The sequence below is a fragment of the Bradyrhizobium sp. Cp5.3 genome (assembly GCF_000426265.1).
Classification (GTDB): Bacteria; Pseudomonadota; Alphaproteobacteria; order Rhizobiales; family Xanthobacteraceae; genus Bradyrhizobium; species Bradyrhizobium neotropicale.
The window spans coordinates 1-18594 of the sequence record NZ_AUFA01000067.1 but is presented as its reverse complement, the minus strand read 5'-3'; the positions used below and the strand labels follow the sequence as shown (position 1 = coordinate 18594).

Sequence of the window (18594 nt, the reverse complement as noted above, 5' to 3'; positions counted from 1 at the left end):
CGGATCTGTGCGAGCTGCGGATTGTTCTGGAGCATCTCCCGCGAGATGTTGAGCGGAAGGTCCTCGCTATCGACGACGCCGCGGATGAAGCGCAGATATCCCGGCAACAGATCGGCATCGTCGGTGATGAAGACGCGCCGGACATAGAGCTTGACGCGGCCCTTGCGTGAGGGCTCGAACAGGTCGAACGGCTTGGCCGACGGCGCGAACAGCAGAACCGCGTAGGAGTAACGGCCTTCCGCGCGATAATGCAGTGTCATCGCGGGATCGTCGAAGGCCGAGGCGATTTGTTGATAGGCCTTCTTGTAGTCCTCCGCGGTCAGCTCGGATTTCGACCGCTGCCACAGCGCGCTCGCCGAGTTGATCTGGCGCGGCTCGCCCTCTTCCGGCACGAGTTCGATGGGAAACAGGATGTTGTCGGAATAGGCGCCGACGATGCGCTCGATCTCGTAGGTCTCGAGGTATTTCTTCGCATCGTCCTTCAGGTGCAGCACGATCTCGGTGCCGCGCGTCACGCGGCCGGCGTCCTCCTCGCCAGCGCGGGCTATCTCGAAGCCGGAGCCGCCGGAGGAGGTCCAGGTCCAGACGTCGCTCTCGCCGGCGCGGCGGCTGATGACGATGATCTTGTCGGCGACCATGAAGGCGGAATAGAAGCCGACGCCGAATTGGCCGATCAGGCCGAGGCCGTCCTTGGCCTCCTTCAGCTTCGCCACGAAGGCCTTGGTGCCGGAGCGGGCGATGGTGCCGAGATGGTCGATCAGCTCCTGCCGCTCCATGCCGATGCCGTTGTCGGCGATCGTAAGCGTCCCGGCGGCCTTGTTCGGGGCGATGCGGATCTTGAGCGCGTCGCCCTCACCAAGCAGCGCCGGATTGGCGATCGCCTCGTAGCGGAGCTTGTCGCAGGCGTCCGACGCGTTGGAGACGAGCTCGCGCAGGAAGATGTCGGTCTCCGAATAGACCGAGTGCACCATCAGGTGCAGGAGCTCCGAAACCTCGGCCTGGAAGGGCTGCGTGTGTGCGGCCGTATCTGTGGTCGTCATGCGTTCACCCGGTTTATCAAAGAGGAAGAAACCTGGCATATAGCGCGAGGAGCCAGAGGATCAAGTGGATGTGATGGGGCAGCCCCAATTTCAAGACGCCGCCCACGACAACTTCCCATCTCCTAGACTCATTGAGATAGACGCGCGAAGCTGTCGAGGGTGATCGCCACATACACAAAGGCATCGATGCGATAAGCCGATTCCCAGTCGATCAGCCACAAGCGGTTGCCGTCGAACAGAATATTCCCTGGAACCGGGTCGTTGTGGCTTGAGACTGACGCCGCAGGTCCCAGGCATAACGGCCCCCTACTGGTTCCAACTGCTCCGTGCAAGGATCGAGGACGCCCGGTGCAAAGGCCCTGTTTGACAGACCCACAACCATAGATGGCCCAACATTTCCGGATATTCGACAAAGGCCGGAAATGGCCGGATACTCCGCACTTTTTGTAAGAGTGCGCCAACCGCTCTGGCGGAAGTGCGAGTGCGCCGCCTGGAAAGGTGCGGAGAGCTTTCTCCTCAATGAAGTCCGTGATCAACACGTGCTGTTGCGTCGATGTAGTCGACCCTGGGCGCGATCCCGGCTGCGATCTGCATGGATTCGTACTGATGCGGATTACGCAGGTGGCTTGCCGGTCCTTCTACTCTAGGGAAGGCTCCAGACGCGCCGCCGCGAACAGGCGCGATCAAGTCCGCGTCCGATGAGCCAAAGGCAGCGGCAAGTGTTGAGCGCACCACCTCGCGGTACTCGGACGGCGCATCGTCAAGAGGATCGCATGCTATGACAGACTCTTCCATAAAACGCACTAAGAGACTAGCTAGATGGATCTCGGCGTCTATTACGCCATCGTCCTTTGTCTGTGACAAGGTCTCGAGATACTTGTGAATGGTGCGCGTTGCCTTGTCACGAAGCACCGCGCTGTGTACGTACTCCTTCACGCCGTCGGCTTCGAGGAACTCGTCCGCCAGACGGGCGACCTGTTCGTCGGGGAAACGGAACGTCTCGAGCACCCGACCGGAGTCGAACATCACGATCGCGATGACGCGGCGGCCACGCCGCTCGAGCTCCTTGGTGACGTGGAAGGCCAGGTTGCCACCCGCGGAATCTATCTTGGCCCCATAATCGTCAATGGCGCATATGTCGCTCTGATCAATCTGCGGGACAGTAGCGCAAATGACCAAGAGGATTGGGCTCCCGAGAGGAACAATTCTGAGTTGTGCACGTGAAGCGAGCTGCAAATTCCCGCCTGCCTATGGATTATTGCGCGCAACAAGAAGGGCGGAGGGAAGCTGCGCGATCGGCGTGGTGATGGCGTTGACCTTCTTGGTACGACGGGCCATTGCAGGGCGCTGCGGTGGCTACAGCTGATAGCACGCCTAAAAGCATGACTTTTGATGGTTTACTATTATTGGTTGCGCAAGGCGTTGATTTTTTATCTGTTCTCAGTTCTTCGTTAACCATCTTTTTGAGGCTGACGCCTAAAAAGGGTGGGCGCTCTCGCGTCTTGTCGAGCAGAAAAAGGGGCCAATCTCCTGAAGCCGCGCAGGGGACACGTCAATCAGGGTCTCTCGAGAATGTTTGGATTGTCGCAGCCGTAGGAGGCACGAGTGTTTGACGATGCGTTTCCTACAAGCCGACTTTTTGTATGGAGGAATGCCGATGTTCGGTCGAAAAACTAATTGCGATGCTCAGGCCCAAGTCGACGCGATCGGCCGTTCGCAGGTCGTGATCGAGTTCAAGCCGGACGGCACGATCATCACGGCCAACAAGAACTTCCTCGATGCACTCGGTTACCGGCTGGACGAGATCCAGGGCAAGCACCATTCCATGTTCGTGCCGGCTGAACAGCGCGACGGTGCGGCCTACAGGGCGTTCTGGGCCGCGCTCAATCGCGGCGAGTCCCAAACAGCGCAGTTCAAGCGGATCGCCAAGGATAGGCGCGAGGTCTGGATCGAGGCGTCCTACAATCCGGTGCTCGGCGGCGACGGCAGGCCGGCCAAGGTCGTCAAGATCGCGACCGACATCACCGCGAAGAAGGTCCGCAATATGGCTGATGCCTCCAAGATCGCTGCCATCGGTCGCGCGCAGGCCGTGATCGAATTCAAGCTCGACGGTACCGTCGTCACGGCCAACGAGAATTTCTGCAACACGCTCGGCTATTCGCTGAGCGAGATCGAGGGCAAGCACCACAGCCTGTTCGTGCCGCCGGCCGAGCGCGATGGCGCGTCCTATCGCGAGTTCTGGGCAAAGCTCAACCGCGGCGAATACCAGGCCGGCGAGTTCAAGCGCATTGGGAAGGGCGGCCGCGAGGTCTGGATCCTCGCCTCCTACAATCCGCTGCTCGACGAGGACGGGAAGCCGTTCGGCGTCGTCAAGTTTGCGACCGACGTCACCGCGGAGAAGCTGAAGAATGTCGATCTCGCCGGCCAGCTCGCGGCGATCGACAAAGCGCCGGCGGTGATCGAGTTCAATATGGACGGCACCATCATCACCGCCAACCACAATTTCCTCGCGACCCTCGGCTACGGCCTCTCCGAGATCAAGGGCAAGCATCACAGCATGTTCGTCGAGCCGTCGGAACGCGACGGCGCGGCCTATCGCGAGTTCTGGGCTGCGCTCAACCGCGGCCAGTATCAGGCAGCCGAGTACAAGCGCATCGGCAAGGGCGGCAAGGAGATCTACATCCAGGCCTCCTACAACCCGATCCTCGATCTCAACGGCAAGCGGTTCAAGGTCGTGAAATATGCCACCGACACCACCAAACAGGTGCTGGTCCGCATGGGCAATGAGCGCGTCCGCGGCATGATGGAATCGGTCGCTGCCGGCTCCGAGGAACTCTACGCCTCGGTGCGGGAGATTTCCGAAGCGATGACCAAATCGCGCGAGACCGCGATGGGTGCGGTCGAGCAGGTCGCCTCCGCCGACGCGCAGGCCCAGCGCCTGACCGAAGCCGCGCAGGCGATGAGCGGCATCGTCGAGATGATCAACAGCATCACCGGCCAGATCAACCTGCTCGCGCTGAACGCCACGATCGAATCGGCGCGCGCGGGTGAAGCCGGCCGTGGCTTTGCGGTGGTCGCCTCCGAGGTGAAGGGCCTCGCCAACCAGGCCAAGCAGGCCACCGACAAGATCGGCCAGGAGATCGGCAGCCTAAACGGCATCTCCGGCGACGTCGTCAGCGCGCTCAGCTCGATCAAGCAGGCGATCCACAATGTCAGCGAATACGTGACCTCGACCGCCGCCGCCATTGAGGAGCAGAGCACGGTCACCAACGAGATGTCGACCAGCATGCAGCGCGCCGCCGCGGAAGCCGCGGCGATTGCCGCCGGTTAGCGTCTGATCACGGAGAAGAGAGGCAGAAATGCTGATTCCGATGATCTCGCCCGGGTGTACCGACCAGAAACCAATGACTTTCCGGTCCGGACTCGTCGTTGCGACCAACTTCACAGCCACTCCTCAGCCTAACGTAAGGGCGCACTCGAGGTACCAAGAAGGGGCGCTGCCAGACGACTCTATCTCGATACTTGCTTCACTCGAATTTGTTTCGATATCGGCTTCAGTATCGCTATCACCGCCCTCGGCTTTTGAAAGATATAGTGAGGTTTGTCCGTCCGCTGCCATCGATCGGTGATGGGTCAACAGGGAGCTGGTGCGGAGCCATCGGCATAGCGCAGGGCCAGATCCCGTCGCGGGTTGCAGGTGAACGCGACTCGATGGTGTTTTCCATCCGAGTTGCGAGCGGAGTCGCCGGAGATTGTCCAACAAGGCTTGAGAACGCCCACGGGACCGTTTGCCGTGAGGTTCTGTACCGGCTTGACGCTTGGGCAGGCCGCGAGGGTGGCGTCCATGCTGTGATCGACAAGGCGGATGGGTTTTCCGCTGCACGCTGGATGGATCGGAGACGCAGCGTTTTCTGAAGATCCATCCTATCCTGGATGTTCGACCGCGCGGCACGTGCTCGCGGTGGCAGCCTAACGGCAGAACCCTTGGTCAGCCTGGAAGCGCTCAACGCGTTGGCGGCGCTTCTCGATTCAGCGGTCAAGAGCGGTATCCGTCCGGTGAAGCTTTCGGCAAAGCTGTCATGAGCAAGGCTTCTACCGACCGGACAGAACGTAACCATACAGGGAGTGAGGGCATGATCCACTTAGGTGCATAGTTCCCTGGGTCACACCCGGAAAACGAACCTGTCACGGCTCCAGCGCGACCTGCAAGCCTCGTTGCCTTCAACGTGAACATAACGGGGCCCGATCGGCCGCCCCCTGCCGCTGGCGACGGTGACAATGTCTTCCAGAGGCGTGGCGCGCGCATCCGCTGGGAATGCTGGTGGCGGCAGGATGGCGAGCGACGCTAACCTAGAGCCATCGCTCGAGCTCCGCAAGCGTCATCGCGGCTGATGCCATCGACGATGCTGCTTTATGGCGACGTGGGCTCATGCCGCTGCCTGCGGTGTGCGCCGGCGCGCCGCCTTCCAGTTCCAGGCGCGTAGCTCGTGCAGCTGATGGCTCTTGGTTCGCCCGGACGCGATGCGCTCGATTGGATCTGCCCGCTGCTCGCGATCGATGCCGACGCTTTCAACCATGGCGGCACGCCGGAGTTCGCCGCGATTTCCGCCGTCGCGCTGCGCCACAACGACATCAGCAAAACCCTCTCGACCGCCCCCGATCGGTTCGAGCCGATACACCGCAACCCCAATGGCGACGTCGATCCGCGTTCCTGGTGCCAGGGTTTCTATGCCGCGATGCGGCTTAGGATGTCGGCGTGGGCGCCGTTGCTCGACGCCAACAACGTCAATCACGGCCTGCTGCTGCCCATCCTGCTGCACTGTCGCGACGATCAGGGCCGTCCGCTGCTCGGACCGCCACGAAGCGGTCGCGAAGCCGAAAAGTTTCTCCGTAATGCCTACCTCGATATCCCAGCGGCCGTCGAGGCGCTGCGCCAGTACTGGATGCCGATCCGCTACACACACGACCGCTGATCATCGCGGACGTGGGAGCTAATACCGGTTACCCTCGTTCACTGACGAGGCAGTTCCTCAGCCGGGTGAGTTGTCGGCGGAAGCGGGCTGAGCCGCTGAAAAGTTGCTCACGATCCTCTGAAATCCCTGCTCACGATCCCGCACTTCGAGGACGGCAACTGACGAATCGCGCATGCCATCGCCGACCCGGCGCTCGCACGCTCCGAGCACAGCACGCAACGTTTCTACAGCATGTCGGCGCAAATCCGGAAGGAGCGCAAGGCCTACTACGACGTCCGCTGGGTTCTCGTCACCGGCGAGCCGCCTCATCATGCGCGACACGCGCCTAGTTTGAATCGCCCGTCGCCAATCGTTGAGCTCTTGATTTGCTGCTTGGACCGGCGGCGTACGGATTCGGTTCGCAGGCGGTCCGATACTCACCCAGATTACCGCCCCGAAATAGTACCTCGGTTTCTTGGGTTGGCGTTCGGCTCAGCGCCACTATGTGGTTTGTATCCATATCTATGTTGTCCTCATCGTCGACATTCATCCCGAGCGCAATGCTGCCGATGATCCCTTCGGGCGTCCAGATAGTCGCCCGCGGTACCGTGTAAGTGTGCAGCGTCCTCGCGTTGTTGGCGATCCTCTTCGCCCAGGGGTCCCGCGAAACAGCCAGTTGCGAGGCGTCCTCGACCATGGACACAAAAGGCGAATCCGTCAGACCGCGAATGTGCCACGCGGCCTTACGCGCCAGATCCAGAGGATATCGTTCCAAATAATGACCGACGGAAGAACGCTCGCGCGCTGTGTTACGAACGTGCGCTATCGCGCTTGTCTTGTCTTCCTCGACTGGTTTGCAATGACTATCCTCGGTTTGAAAACGCTGCTGCTTTACATACAACGATGCCAACACGTCGTCGAAAATGTCGTCACAATTGACACTACCAGCTGAAGGCCCGGTCGCTGTTGACCACTGGGCCGCTCGTTGCTCGGCCAGCCCGATCTCGTTCCTAAGCGCCTCAACGTTCGCACCCGACAGTGATGCCGCAAGCTGCGCGCGCGCTTTAACAAATGACGAGGCTGTGCACCGTTCGCCTCCTTGGATAGCGCGCGCTCTCAAATTGCCGTCGGGCTCTGTCGGGCGTGATCCAGCCTCGGGTACGATCAACGTGGCGGGCGAATGTGCTGGTGAGCTGGCTTGGATGCGCTCCGGCATTCTCAGTTCTCCTATCGGCGCTGAAGTAGACCCCCGCGGCCAAGTGCTCGCATTCGCGCTTTCAGCGGACAGCATGCTTTCCAGGGACAGCGATAAAATCAGGGGTCGCAGTGTTTTTCTCCATTGCGTCTTCCTTACATGAGTGGGCAATTGACGTGCCAACAGTGCACGCCTCGTTAGGCGACTGATTACACTTGAAAAATCCGCGCGCGCGGCAGACGGCAGTCGGTGTTTGGAGACAAGTGTCGTCCCGCCGTCAGAAACCGGACAACGAACGTCGCTCAGCCAAAATAGAGTCTTGCGCACGATCGCGGTGCCGACGTCTTAGGATATCGCCCATCTTGTTCTGGATGCGCATGCCACCGGCGCGGGCCAACTGGATGGATGAAAAGGGCTACCGGCACCTGCTGTCATTCGGCCCTTTAATTGCGGATTGTTGTCAAGCTCACATTTTTGAACTCTCCGACGGCAAGGTGGTAGCGCTCGTGCCGTCGCAGCTGGTCGGGGTTGCGGAGACGGCACGGGCGCGGGTGATACATGGTTTGCCGGCCAGGCATGAGATCGCTCGGACCGGTTGACGTCGTCGCTGGGGTCATGGTCCTTTCCGAGGTCGCGCAGCGCCTCATGATGATGTCCGGGTCGGGTGCCTCAACGTCTGCAGCGGAGTACGGTCAAGCCGCCACCAGCCGAATGAACGAGGTCGCCACAACACCGTCCCAGCGGGACATCGCCAGTCCGGCGGACCGGACCAGGAACTTCACAAAATCGGATCAGGCTTCCTTCGCCTGGCCCCAGTCGAACGATGTGCCGTCTACCCAGATACAGTGAAGGACTAGGGCGATCTTCCGCGCGATGGCAACCTTTGCCTTTCTCATGCCAATCCGCTTGGCAAGCTTCACTCCCCAAGCCTTGAGAGAAGACCATTTCTTCGTCCGATAAAGCAGAACTGTCGCCGCTTCGAACAGGTAAGTTCGGAGAAGACGGTCGCCCCACCGGGATATCTTGCCATTGATATCCGTTTCGCCAGACTGACTGCGCCGCGGTGTAAGACCCAGATAGGCGCCGACGCTCGACGCTGATCGGAATCGCGATGGGTCATCGATCGTATGTCGGAACGTCAAGGCAGTCACCACACCAACACCAGGAACCGTCATTAAACGACGCGTCGTCTCATCCAACCTCGCAAGCTGCCGGACTTCATCGTCGAACTTGCTTTGCTGCTTGCAGATCTGCTCATGGATCGAAAGAAGCGGCGCGATCACACCGAGGAGCTGATGACCGTCAGCCAACAGGTCACGGACCAGATTGCGGAACTGCAGACCTATCGCGCGTGGAAACAGCAGCCCGTATTCCTTGATCAGGCTGCGGACCTGGTTTTCAATATCTCGACGGATGGCCACGAGCCGGGATCTCGCGACGAGTATCGCGCGAATCTTCTGACTTTCCTCGCTCTTGACCTTGACTTCTCGATACCAGCCAACTCGCACTAGTTCGGCCAGACCTCGAGCATCATTCTGATCGCTCTTGTTCATGCGTACCGACAAGGCCGCGTGGGCATGCCGAGCGTCGATACAAACCACCGGAAGATCGACCCTGTGAAGTTCGTGCCACAGCCAACTCGCCATCGCGCCGGTCTCAAAGCCGATGCGCTCCGCCTGTGGCGCCCGCTTGCGAAGCAGTGCCGTGAGCGCCCCGGGGTCAGACTTGGCCTTCCCCTCGAACAAGACCTCGCCCGCTTCATTGACCACGCATACTGAAGTTGTTTTTGCGAGACATCGAGTCCGACATATTGCTTCATGACAGCTTCTCCGAATCGGTTGATTGCGAGAGCTCGATTCTAATGGACCTTTCGTGCCACGAGCGCTGACCGCAATTACGTCATCGTATGCAATATTAGCTCTGACGCAATTTTGGTGCAGCTCACTCATTGGGCACCTATCAGTCTGGCTCGAAGCAGATCGATTTTTCCGCGGCCGTACATTTAACGTCTGACGAGCTTGAGGCGAGTAATCTGACCTTCAGTCTGTCCGTTCGACCAGGGCTGGGATCCGGTGGAGGTTTTCGATATCGGCCTTTTCGGACCGCCGTCTGCGGGTCGTTCATTCGCCGACAACGCGAAGGGAGCCTCGGAAGCCGCGTACCCTCAAACGGCGCCAAAGTTCAACGCCGTTTCGGCAACCGGCCGCCCATTGGTCGCCGAGCCATGGCAGATGCTGATCCAGTGAGTTCTGCCGGGTCCGGAAGATATCGTGGCGTTCGCCACGGATCACCTGTCGTACCAGCTTCCTGCTATGGCCGGTCTGGCGCACGATCTGCTTGATCGGCGTTCCGCCTTTCGACAGGCCCAAGATCGTTGCGTTGGTTTCTTCGCGGCGGAGATAGCCCTCATACTGGAGGCGCTCGGCGGTGAGCAGTTTGGGATCGTGATAAGGCGCGCTATCAGAACAAAGAGAATGCGGTGAAGCTTGCGAAGGCAGGCATTCCCGTGTTCCTCGTAAACACGCGCTCCGAGCGCCCTTTCATCCCGGCATGGGACCGACTCGACGCGGCCGTGACCGAAGCTGAGCGGGAGTTTGAGCGACGCACATTCCACGACAAGCACGGCTTAGCGCCGAGTCGCGTCGCTGCTAACCTCAATTGACAGCGCGGACGCGGTAGGGACAGCGCCCGATCTATGGCTCCCCAAGCTGGAATCCGGCGCCGAGTCGCGCCCGCGCCGCTTCCGGTCCCAACTAATCGTCAAGCCACTTGCGACGGCCAGTCCTAGTAGTTGTGCCGGTGAAGTTTTTCTGGACGGATAACATCCTGACGGTCCGCTTCTGCCGCTTGAGGCTGGGACCGTTGAAGTTAGCGGCGCGCGTGGTAGGGACAGCGCTGTATCTGACATGGGAGCGCCGAGTCACGTTGCCGCTAACTTCGCTCTGGGGGTCAGAATGGACGGGGATCACCAACGCAACCAACCTTCGCCCGCCGAGCTGAGGCGTTCGGAGCGGATAAAAACGCGCCGACTAGATCGCACCTCGGGGCCTCACCAAGGTCGACGCAGCCGCCTATTGCGGCTGCTCCCAGGACGCGTTCGATACGTGGGTGAGAAAAGGCATAGTGCCCGGGGCGATCCCCGGCACGCAGCGCTGAGCCCGCAAGGCGATTGACTGATTTCTGGACCGGGCGTCTGGTCTGCCTCAGGCGACAGCCGGCGCTGCCGACGATGCGCCCGCAGCTTGGCGGGCTTCACGCGCAAAGCGCAATCGATCATCAGGCCCGACCGCGGGTATGGCGTGACCGTTGACTGGCAGAGCCTCCAGCTTGAGCATCAAGGCTCTGATGATATCCATATCGCGCTTCATTTGTACTCAGCCCGAATACGTGTTGAATCGTACGCGCTTCACACCTCGCATATACGCGCGCGACACTCGCTCTTCCATCTCCATTTTTAAACTAATTCGCAATCAACAGCGCCTTCACACCTTCCAACGCCCGCGCGTCCCGAGTTGGGAGCGGTGCGGGCTTGGCCCGTAAAGATACGGAAGGAGCGCAGCGGCAAGGGCAGCCAAATAGCTTGCTCTCGCGCGGCGGCTGCAACACAATCTTCCCGATTTTAGCGGGAGTTATCTTGGTTGCTTGGAATTTTGGAAAAAGTTGGCGGCTTCTTTGTCCCTGCAGGAGCCAAGAGCACAATCCACGAAATACTTGGTACGTTGGGAATGAGTTTCGCTGTGATGACTTTTGGGATTGCGGCTTTACTTAATGAGTTTAAGTCGGTTCGCCAACTGCTCGAAAAGAGCAAGTTGCCGCCACCGCTGTGAACACGCGAATGGGAAGGTTGGACTCTATGAGACGTGCGCTCTCTGTTGGCATGACGAAGAAGCGTGTACCTGGAGCATGAAGGGAAGACAGGCTGAGTGCTACACACCCATTTAGTACCCGCCTAGGCGAGCCAACCTGTCAGGCTCGTTCAGACAGTGTGTGCGCGTCACCATCGTGCGAGGGAGCCCGCATCCCGTGTGATCGAAAAGTTCGACAACTTTATGGCGTGGCGCCTTTGCCCAGCGCGTCCGCTAACGTCCTTAGAAACGGTTGATGCCAATCATATTCATCAGACAGCAGCCAAGCCGGTAGGCTGGCGACGTAGCGGCTCAGAGCGATGACGCCCGCAAGCGTGCCCGGTTTGGAGCGGATGAGCACGGCTGCGTACTGCTGGAGAGCCAACGACCGTTCGTCGCTGATTGCGTCGGCGGCACCAAGTTCGGGTCCGTCGTCTAGTTTCGCGGATACCACGGCATCGTATTGCGCGGAAAGCTCGCGGTGATGCTCAATCACATCGAAAATCGAATCTAATTCAGTCGCCATGGCGCATTTGCCCCAGGCCACATGAGATCGACATCTACCAGGATTGGTAGGTGCTTGCGGTACTTCTCCACGATACAAATTGGTAGCACCCTAGGGTATTGAGCCTCTCGGGGGAGCGAGAATTTTTTGAACGAAAGCCTCAAGATCGCCTTTGCGCTAGTTGCCACTGTGGCCGGGGTCGCAGGGGCGTTCTTTGCCATCCGGTTCTTGGCTAGCTTTCATTGATGCAGACGACATCCCGCTATCCCCTCACCTCCACCACTTCCGCCCGCCCCTCCTCCGCCAGCGCCGCGATCTCTGCACCGGAGGCGTCAACCACGATTACGACCGTGCCCGCACGACGGTCGTAATCGGGATCGCTGGCGATATCCTTAGCGACCCAGGCGCCGTATTAGATCGCTTGTTCAGCAGAGCCAAATAGCTCGCCCACAATGAGCTATCCTCGCAATTGAAGCAGCGCGCGCGACTCGGCGTCGACCGGGGGTCGTCGTAGCCGACGCTGTCCCTACCGCGCTCGCGCTGCCAGTGAAGTTAGCAGCAATGTGACTCGGCGCTTGGGGCGTCGCGAGCACGCCAGCGCTGTCCCTGCCACGCGCCGCTAACTTTGGTGGCCAACCTTGCCACCTTGAATGGCAAAGCGGACCGGCACGGCGCGCTCTGAGGTGGTCCATGGGCGTGCCCTCGAAGCTGTATCGGCGAAAGGGCTCCCAAGCACCCACCAGGATTGGTGGGCTGCCTTGTCCAGGCCGAAGTCTAAGCTGTCACTTAGCCTTGCAGATATAGGAGAGACTAGCATGTCTAAACGCGCACGCATTCGCTACGTCAACAAGACGGACAGAAAGAGCCCTCACGAAAGAATCACACATGTTGGGGGAGCAAACCCCGACGGGACGCCGTGGAAGCGATCCATCGATCAGGCTATCAAAGATATCGAGAGCGACGAATGGGAGTTCTATGTCGAAGAAAACGGCCGCAGGGTTGATGTGGTCCGGGCCACGCACGAGGGACACAAGTACATCAAAACGTCGGCGGACGACATTCAACCCAACAATCTTCTTCTGCTCGCTGAGTGTCCGTGATTTTCAGTAACATCTTTCGCCCCTCGTCGCACGGTCAATCGCACGTTGACTTGGTAGACTCGTATTCTGCAGGCTTGCTGCGCTTGCCTTTTCGCAGCAGATCGATGTCTGCTTGAGACAGATCAACAACTCGGGCTGGAATGTCCGTGAACGTAAGTGCGCACAGCTAATCCTATGGTCCGGTTGTCGTTGGCACCATAAACGCCCCTAGGTCGTACCCCTGGCAAATCAGGGCACCCCAATGCTCATTAAGAACACTCGAATTCATAATCTTGATCGCTACACAAAGCACATTGCTACCGGAGCGTTTGTCAAAGTGATTGCTGATGTCTCAAACGATGTCAGCGCCCTAGTTCGCGCTGGCTTTTCAGAAGAATCTCCTGATGGGACCACGCTGCTTCCTCCGATACGAGGACCAGTCTCTCAATTCAACACTGAGGGGAAGTGGCACGCGGACCGAACAAAACCGAAAGAGTCGCGCTATATCAGGACGGTTAGTTGGAAGTGGAAACAGTGGTCAGGAAGGGGCCAACTCGAAGAGCGAGAGGAGTTCAGGGATATCCATCAGCTATGCTATCCACGTATCCTTACGCCGCCACCCTCGATAGAGATCGCCACAAGACAAATCGATTCTCGCGTACTGATTGTCTCTCCGACTCTTGATGTCGATGACGTAGAAACTTTAAAGCATGTCATAAATCTATTTTTGGAATTAGTTGGACAGTGCGAGGTAACCGCAAGCGATCTTTGCTGGGCCCCAGAGACTCCATGAACAATAGCCTGAGGGTACTGTTCGCGATTAGCGCTACCGTCATTGTGGCGGCGGGCGCCTTTTTCGCCATTCGGGTTTTAGTGGGGTTTCACGGCTAGATCGACGGGGGTTTTGCACCCCCGTATTATCTCAGGTGCGCCGCGCTTTCGCGCAGGCTTTGGCTAAGGCGGCGCTGTATCACCCGATCCGCAAAGTTTCCGCCGAGTCTTTTCCGCGATTGTTCACGACGTCGAAGCTAACCTTGGCTCCCTCTGCGAGCGAGGTGAAACCAGCTTTTTCAACTGCCGAGATATGGACAAACACATCCTTGCCGCCGTTGTCAGGTTGAATGAACCCGTAGCCCTTTGTCGGGTTGAACTCCAACAGCATCAAAGTGCTAGAACGTGGTCGTTGTTCGAACGCCACAAAGGAGGGACCGTTCCGTGAAACAGGTTATCACCATCGGGCTGGATCTGGCCAAGCACGTTTTCCAGGTTCACGGGGCGGATGCCGAGGGCTCACCCGTGTTCAACCGGAAGCTACGGCGCAGGGAAGTTCTGCGTTTTTTCGAGAAGCTGCCACCATGCCTGGTGGGGATGGAAGCATGCGGTAGCGCCCACTATTGGGCACGCGAGATCGCAGCTCTCGGTCACGAGGGGAGGTCCGGCTCATTCCGCCAGCTTATGTCAAACCCTTCGTCAAGCGTGGCAAGACGGATGCGGCGGACGCTGAGGCCATCAGCGAAGCGGTGACCCGAAAGACCATGCGCTTCGTGCCGATTAAGACGGCCGAGCAACAGGCTGCCGCGATGGTGCTGAAGACCCGCGCTCTTCTAGTGCGGCAGCGAACGCAGGCGGTCAACGCGTTGCGCGCGCACCTAGCCGAATTGGGGATCATCGCCACCGCCGGCCTGGCAAAGGTTGAGGTGCTGGTCGCAATCGTGCGGGACGAGACAGATGCTCGCCTGCCCGCAGCGGCGCGCTTCGCGCTCATGGCTATTGCCGACGAGATTGAAGCTTCAGCCGACCAGATTGAGAGGCTCGAGCGCGCAATCGTCATGGAGGCCAAGCACGACGAGGACATGCGCCGGTTGACTACCATCCCTGGCGTCGGCGCCATTACGGCGGCGACCATCAAGGCGCTTGTGCCGGATCCTGGCGGGTTCAAGTCGGCTCGCCACTTTGCCGCCTGGCTGGGATTGACGCCGCGGTCTCATTCAAGCGGAGGCAAAGAGCGGCTGGGACGCATATCGAAGATGGGAAATCCGGAACTCCGCTCTCTACTCGTTGTCGGGGCAACGGCCGTCTTGCGGGTTGTCCGAAATGACGCTCGGGCGCGGCCGTGGCTGAAGGCGCTTCTCGCCAGACGGCCCTTCAAGGTTGTCGCCGTCGCGCAGGCCAATAAGACGGCGCGGATCATCTGGGCGCTCCTGAACAAGGGCGGAATTTATCGGCGTCCCGAACCACTGGCGATTACAGCGGTGACGCAGTGACCGCCAAAACGATCTGACTGGCGCAGGCCGGCAGAGGGCAAGGTGCAACAACAGCGATGAACCCATGGGACGAAATCCCGAAACGAGTGAAGCTACTGCCCCCAATGCGCTCAAACGCGTAAACTTGATTTAGCTCCTCGTTCCGCGGATCTCATCGAGGCCAGCGGCCATGTGCCGCGCGCAAAGGCCGGACATATGACCGCACCGTTCCAATGTGTGAAATCGACTGAAAAAGCTCTTGCCACGCGGGCCGTTCCACATATGGGGGCAAGGTCAGAACCACTTCACAGTACCCAATGCCACTTTACTTCTCCATTATAAAAAAAATAAGGTAGTTCCAAAAATTCGACAAAAGCAAGACTCCCCTAGTTAAGAAATTTCCCCCATGCCTCCGTCAAACAGACGCAGCCTGCCGAACCTACTGGATTTCACGCTCGTCAAAAACGAGTTGGTGAAAGGTCAACGAATCATCGTGGCCGCCGCGGCAGGTCCCAGAATGGCCGGCCGATATGGCGTTGTTCTCGGATCGGGCGGAACGCGCCACCGCCTTCGTGTTCTGCTTGACGGATCGAAGAATGAGATGACTCTACACAGCCGCTTTGTGGATGCACTGAGGCACGATCCAGACCAATGAGAACGGCCCAGGTGGTGAACAAGTACGATTTGGATGACCATCACCGTCATCTTTTGAGATTGGCCTGCGAAAGTTGATCAGTCTGAGCAGGCGCGTGCCTCACGCAGCCACCTTCTGCCCAACGACATCTTCATCCCACCGATGAATGATGCGCGTGCTGATGCCGCTAGCCGCGATTGTCGTCAGTTGCGCGAACCCGCCAACGACGCAATGGTCGCCATTATCCAGATTTGGCTTTTTGCGCTGTATCTCCATGATCGCCACCCCCTCGCGAGCCGGATCAACATCATCGGGCGAAGCGCCAGGCGGTACGATAGTTCGAATGCCATGCAGAATTTCTTCGTCGCACGGCAATGCAACCAATCCTGGCAGGTCGTGCACAATCCAAGGTTCACCGTACCGGCCATGAGAGGCCACAAGGTAGGCGGATGGACCTGTGGTCTCCGAGATTCCGGCAACAACGACCTCAAAATCCGGGCCGGCCTCGCATTGCTGCAGCAGATTCGCGTAGGCCTCGCTACATGCCTTTATCAGTGGCACAATCACAGTGCGCAACCAATCGAACGATGTTGCTGCCGCCTGAATCTCTTCGGCAATAGGGCCGAAACCGATCGCGGCCCCCCGCATCGCAAAGGCGAGTTCAAGATGCGGAACAGCGCGAACCTTCTGCGTGAAGTGCGTAATCGTGCCGTCTGGCCGATAGGCTGCCCCGTCAGTAAGAATGTGGACGCGGTCGGATTGCGCCAGAGTGATAATTGCAGACATTCAAATAATCCTCTCAAATTTTCCACCAAGGCCGACACCCGCGCCTATGATCGACCCCGCCCACCCGGGCAGGGAGAGAGCGCTTGCAGCGGCACCACCCAACGGTCCCGCGAACGCCGCCACTGCAACCAGCGCCACCAGGCCAATCACCTGCTTGGCACCGCTGTTGCCGCCAAGCGGATAGGACACAAACCGCACGACGTCGCTGGCGCGGATCCGCCGACGCCGCCAGTCGCGTCGCAGCACCGCCTCGCCGTTGATCTCAAGTATGGTCGGCAAGCCCTTCTTGAACTGCCAGCCATACTTTCGGTCGCGCGTAGCCCACCCAGAGCGGCGCAGAAATGCCGTCACGGTCTCGCGCGGCAGCGGCATCTCGCGCGCGACTTCAACGCCTGGCATGACGACATGCAGGATGGATTGGCAGTTAGTCGAGCGAGTCATATCCACTCCTCTTAAGCAATTCCGCCCGCAGTTCGAGCACATCCTCAATTGGCTCGGTGTCGCAGCCGATCAACGACCGTGGCTTGCTGTCGAGCGGACACGCGGCAAAGTTTGACCGGCCGAGTGCTGCAGCCAGGGCGCACCTGTCTGCGTTGGTTGGTGCTTTGTGTGCGCGCCTGAATATCTCGACCGCCTCGGGGCTAATGTGCACGCTGCGCCGCCGCTTGGTTCGTTTCAACCGCGTGGGCATGGCGGCTCCCCGGACTCTTGCAAAGCCCAAGGCGGGCCTAGTGCTGGGTGGCGCGGAGGCGTGAGCCGCAGGAACTCCGCCCCTAACCGCTGCCAAGCCTGGTGCGCCTCCTCGCGATCGGGCCGTCCGTAGGCGTCGGTCTCGACTCCGGCGTCTGCCAGATCGCCGAAGAAATCGAATTCGCTGGAGAACACGTCAGCCCATGCCGCAGCGTCCGCGACGGCGCGCTTCCTATTCTTACGCGTACGGACCGGCATTATCTGCGACTCCCGTAATCAGCGGTTCTGGGCGGCCGGCTATCAGGCGCTGCAGCATCGAGCGCCAGCTCTCGGAGCAAGCGCGCGAACGCCAACCGGGAGTCGCGCTCGATGGCAACGGCAGGATGAGCCTTCAGCACGCCATACCGGTCGGGAACGGTGATGCCGTCAGCGGCGATCTGCTCCCGCGCCTGCTCGCTCCGGTCCCATGCCTCGGCGGCCTTCACCAAAAGGCGAAAATGGAAGACTTCTAGGTCAAAATCGGCCAAAATCTGTTTGATCCAGCGCCGAGATGGCGCGGAAAGATGCGTCGGAATGACGTGTTTCAAATCAAAATATCCGTTGAATTATGCGGTGCTGCGAGGGTCGCAACTAGTTGAACCGGGGCAGCGCGCGCGATTGTTGTTGAGGGCCGCCGGTAGCTAGTGGCGAACGCAAGAAAGCTTCAATATGCCCCCGGCAAGGCGCAACTTTATTGCTCGCCTCACCCATTCACATCACGCCGCGATCCACGCGAACTTGTCGCCGGAATCAACGTAAATATCGATCGGGCCGTTGGTTGGATCGAAGTAGCGGCGCGGCGACGCGCTTGCGTTCGGGCTCGCGCCGACCGCGTAGAAAATCGCCGCGCTTGATGCGATGGAGAGAAGAGGACGACCATCGCTTGAAGGTGCCGGCGCAGACGACGTCGAGGTCGCTGCCGACGCCATCGTCTCAGACGAGACCGTCTTATATGGAAGAGTCGCAGGGTTTTTGTTGACCTGATTGCTGCCCGGAACTGCACCCGTGGTGCAATAGCTCCACGCAATGTGAACGCCTGAAAGAGCCATCTTGATACATCCTTTTTTGAAATGTTAGCCGGCGCTGATCGTGAGAACGCCGCTGTTGGCCCATAAAGCGCCAACTGTGTGCGGATCCGCGGTGGGAAGGCCGGCGACAATGAGCTTGCCGGCAGCACTGACCGTAAACGTGACGCCGTTGAAATTGATCGATCCGCCTAGCATTACAGTTGTAATTGTTGCCTGAGATGGGCCTTGCGCGCGTTGGCCTGATGGGCCCTGCGCCAGGATGACCATGCGAGGATGTGGGCGTGCGAGATGCGCCGCTGGGCAAGCTTCATGGCGATGCGGCGGATTTCCTGGATCGACCAGCGGATCAAGAACGGTGCTTTGGTCGAGACCGCGGTTGCGTTTTTTTGAGCAATGGATCGGTGTTGGCCCGATGACGGATGACGGCCATCGTGGCGAAGGCAAGCATGACGAGTGAGACGTGGCGATGCCAGCCATGCCAGGAGCGGGTTTCGTTGTGATCAAGGCCGAGTTCGTTCTTCGCAGTTTCGAAGCTGTCCTCGATAGCCCAGCGATGGC

General features: G+C 59.4%; 16 protein-coding genes and 5 pseudogenes. 6 read left to right on the top strand and 15 right to left on the bottom strand.

Translation table 11 applies throughout. The features are described from left to right. Positions 1–1040, bottom strand: a 1040-nt coding sequence (htpG, locus tag K289_RS0138280) for a molecular chaperone HtpG (RefSeq protein ID WP_027556207.1), incomplete at its 3' end; no start/stop codon positions are given. Positions 1041–1556: 516 nt separating this feature from the next. Further along, a complete protein-coding gene (locus K289_RS0138275; RefSeq protein WP_027556206.1) occupies positions 1557–2219 on the bottom strand; it encodes a hypothetical protein in 663 nt (220 codons plus the stop codon). Between the two features lie 478 nt (positions 2220–2697). On the opposite strand from K289_RS0138275, the gene K289_RS0138270 reads away from it, so the two are divergent. Next, the gene (locus K289_RS0138270) at positions 2698–4371 is read left to right on the top strand and encodes a PAS domain-containing methyl-accepting chemotaxis protein (protein WP_027556205.1); all 1674 of its coding nucleotides are present in this window, start codon (positions 2698–2700) and stop codon (positions 4369–4371) included. Positions 4372–5225: 854 nt separating this feature from the next. Here K289_RS0138270 and K289_RS52660 read toward each other — a convergent pair. Next, positions 5226–5353 (bottom strand): annotated as a pseudogene (locus tag K289_RS52660) (class I SAM-dependent methyltransferase); the annotation flags it as partial. A gap of 183 nt (positions 5354–5536) precedes the next feature. Here K289_RS52660 and K289_RS49660 point away from each other — a divergent pair. Next, positions 5537–6013, top strand: a complete 477-nt coding sequence (locus tag K289_RS49660) for a UPF0149 family protein (RefSeq protein ID WP_084788907.1) — start codon at positions 5537–5539, stop codon at positions 6011–6013. A 325-nt stretch (positions 6014–6338) separates the two neighbouring features. Here K289_RS49660 and K289_RS51130 read toward each other — a convergent pair whose 3' ends face one another. Next, complete coding sequence (locus K289_RS51130) at positions 6339–7208, bottom strand: hypothetical protein (RefSeq protein ID WP_156918414.1); 870 nt, start codon at positions 7206–7208, stop codon at positions 6339–6341. Between the two features lie 341 nt (positions 7209–7549). On the opposite strand from K289_RS51130, the gene K289_RS0138245 reads away from it, so the two are divergent. Further along, entirely contained in the window at positions 7550–7786 is a 237-nt protein-coding gene (locus tag K289_RS0138245; protein ID WP_027556202.1) for a hypothetical protein, read from the top strand. A 192-nt stretch (positions 7787–7978) separates the two neighbouring features. Here the strand turns inward: K289_RS0138245 and K289_RS46765 are convergent. The 3 genes and pseudogenes from K289_RS46765 to K289_RS51120 form a co-directional block, all read right to left on the bottom strand. Then, positions 7979–9006, bottom strand: a pseudogene (locus K289_RS46765) (IS110 family transposase). Positions 9007–9189: 183 nt separating this feature from the next. Next, a pseudogene (locus K289_RS53250) lies at positions 9190–9631 on the bottom strand (hypothetical protein); the annotation flags it as partial. Positions 9632–10390: 759 nt separating this feature from the next. Continuing rightward, a complete protein-coding gene (locus tag K289_RS51120) occupies positions 10391–10555 on the bottom strand; it encodes a hypothetical protein (RefSeq protein ID WP_156918413.1) in 165 nt (54 codons plus the stop codon). Positions 10556–10825: 270 nt separating this feature from the next. Here K289_RS51120 and K289_RS51115 point away from each other — a divergent pair, with 270 nt between their 5' ends. Then, complete coding sequence (locus tag K289_RS51115) at positions 10826–11014, top strand: hypothetical protein (protein ID WP_156918412.1); 189 nt, start codon at positions 10826–10828, stop codon at positions 11012–11014. A gap of 220 nt (positions 11015–11234) precedes the next feature. Here the strand turns inward: K289_RS51115 and K289_RS0138220 are convergent, their stop codons facing one another. Next, positions 11235–11558: a hypothetical protein gene (locus K289_RS0138220; RefSeq protein ID WP_245284122.1), complete on the bottom strand. Its 324-nt coding sequence runs from the start codon at positions 11556–11558 to the stop codon at positions 11235–11237. Between the two features lie 794 nt (positions 11559–12352). Between K289_RS0138220 and K289_RS0138215 the strand changes: the two genes are divergently transcribed. After that, a complete protein-coding gene (locus K289_RS0138215) occupies positions 12353–12637 on the top strand; it encodes a DUF3892 domain-containing protein (protein WP_027556198.1) in 285 nt (94 codons plus the stop codon). A gap of 949 nt (positions 12638–13586) precedes the next feature. Here the strand turns inward: K289_RS0138215 and K289_RS0138205 are convergent. Further along, on the bottom strand, positions 13587–13778 hold the full coding sequence (locus tag K289_RS0138205) for a cold-shock protein (protein ID WP_035687500.1): 192 nt from the start codon (positions 13776–13778) through the stop codon (positions 13587–13589). Between the two features lie 53 nt (positions 13779–13831). On the opposite strand from K289_RS0138205, the pseudogene K289_RS46760 reads away from it, so the two are divergent. Further along, positions 13832–14880 (top strand): annotated as a pseudogene (locus tag K289_RS46760) (IS110 family transposase). Positions 14881–15613: 733 nt separating this feature from the next. Here the strand turns inward: K289_RS46760 and K289_RS0138195 are convergent. The 6 genes and pseudogenes from K289_RS0138195 to K289_RS46750 all read right to left on the bottom strand — a co-directional run. After that, a complete protein-coding gene (locus tag K289_RS0138195) occupies positions 15614–16279 on the bottom strand; it encodes a hypothetical protein (protein WP_027556196.1) in 666 nt (221 codons plus the stop codon). Next, a complete protein-coding gene (locus K289_RS0138190; RefSeq protein WP_156918411.1) occupies positions 16280–16726 on the bottom strand; it encodes a hypothetical protein in 447 nt (148 codons plus the stop codon). 500 nt (positions 16727–17226) lie between these two features. Further along, positions 17227–17556, bottom strand: a complete 330-nt coding sequence (locus K289_RS0138180; protein ID WP_027556193.1) for a P27 family phage terminase small subunit — start codon at positions 17554–17556, stop codon at positions 17227–17229. A 168-nt stretch (positions 17557–17724) separates the two neighbouring features. Further along, a complete protein-coding gene (locus K289_RS51110; protein WP_156918410.1) occupies positions 17725–18057 on the bottom strand; it encodes a hypothetical protein in 333 nt (110 codons plus the stop codon). A 173-nt stretch (positions 18058–18230) separates the two neighbouring features. After that, positions 18231–18386, bottom strand: coding sequence for a hypothetical protein (locus K289_RS51960; protein ID WP_198024866.1), 156 nt, complete (start codon positions 18384–18386; stop codon positions 18231–18233). After that, positions 18383–18594, bottom strand: a pseudogene (locus K289_RS46750) (IS701 family transposase); the annotation flags it as partial. The gene K289_RS51960 and the pseudogene K289_RS46750, both read right to left, overlap by 4 nt.